At 38.3% G+C, this 1,232-nt stretch carries 1 protein-coding gene; it reads right to left on the bottom strand.

The genetic code is table 11. The features are described 5' to 3' along the window. Positions 1-19 precede the first annotated feature (19 nt). Positions 20-973 (bottom strand): IS30-like element ISSpn8 family transposase, encoded by a 954-nt coding sequence (locus tag K5Q29_RS10580; protein ID WP_105139085.1) that lies wholly within the window; start codon positions 971-973, stop codon positions 20-22. Positions 974-1,232 lie beyond the last annotated feature (259 nt).

The raw sequence follows: 1,232 nt of genomic DNA, 5'->3' as shown, positions 1-1,232 counted from the left end.
CCCAAATTTCAAGTTGAAGTTAGCCACCCAAAAGAAATTCACTTGGCGACTTGTAGTCCAAGCATTTTTTAGGGTAGTTGTTAATCCAATTTTCGATAAAAGCTACTTCTTTCGGAGTCGTTTTCTTGGTTCCTTTAGGTAACCATCTCCGAATCAATCGATTATGATTTTCATTTGAACCTCTCTCCCATGAAGAGTAAGCATGTGCGTAGTAGATATGTTCCTCAGGCAATACCTCAGACAATCGTTTGAACTCCGAACCATTATCTGCAGTAATGGACAGAATACGATGCTTCCCTAATAGTAACGTAAGCGCCTGATTGACAGATTCAGCAGTTTTATTTGGAATTAACCTTATAATTTGGTGTCTGCTCCGCCGGTCGGTTAAGACTAACAGGCAATAATTTTTTATCTTAGTCAGTAGGACGGTATCAATTTCATAATGACCATTTTCCAAGCGAAGATTAATAACGTCAGGACGTTCTTCGATAGATTTACCTGCCGGCTTAAAGTTCGGACTAGCTTGCTTCTTGACACCTTTCCTTTTTCTGGGATAAAGCATGTCGGTCTTCGTCAATCCTAAATGACCATTATGAAACCAGTAGTAGATGGTTGAAATACCAACTTTCACTTGCTTCTTCTTAACCATCATTTCAGGCGAAAATTTTTGCTTATGATAGTGTAAGATCTTCTCTCTGATTTCCTTTGTTAGAATTAACTTTTTCACCGACCGTTTTCGATTAGATTGGTAAACAGTTTGTGCGTAATCGGCAGAATAGACCTTTTTGTATAGCCCTTTTCTCACTTGTTGTAAAGTTGTACCTCTTTTGACTTCATTATGAATCGTTTGAGGCGCCTTTCCTAACAAGCCTGCAATTTCACGATTGGACTTATTTTCATTCTTCCACCGTTCAATCAAGCGACGGTTATCTATTGTCAAATGTTTCCCTTTTGGGGTATAATGTTCTTGCATCTCTGTGCCTTTCCTTGTGTTTGTGGTGAACAACAAGTATAGCACAGAGGTGTTTTCTTATACCTTAAATCACATTTCATTTGACAACAGGAACCCTTGAACCTGTTTTTTCAGCTAAACCAAGGCTATGATTAGCCTTGGCCACCTAGCCTAACAGCTTCAAACCTGTTATCAAATGAAATCATCAACTTACTCAAACATAGTGAAACATCTAATTCTTGACTAAGGTAAGGTGGCTAACTTCATTATAGAACTTTCA

It is taken from the genome of Streptococcus sp. 2018037 (assembly GCF_019754195.1).
Taxonomy (GTDB): domain Bacteria; phylum Bacillota; class Bacilli; order Lactobacillales; family Streptococcaceae; genus Streptococcus; species Streptococcus hashimotonensis.
The sequence above is the reverse complement of the archived record's forward strand: the minus strand, read 5'-3'. Positions and strand labels throughout refer to the sequence as shown.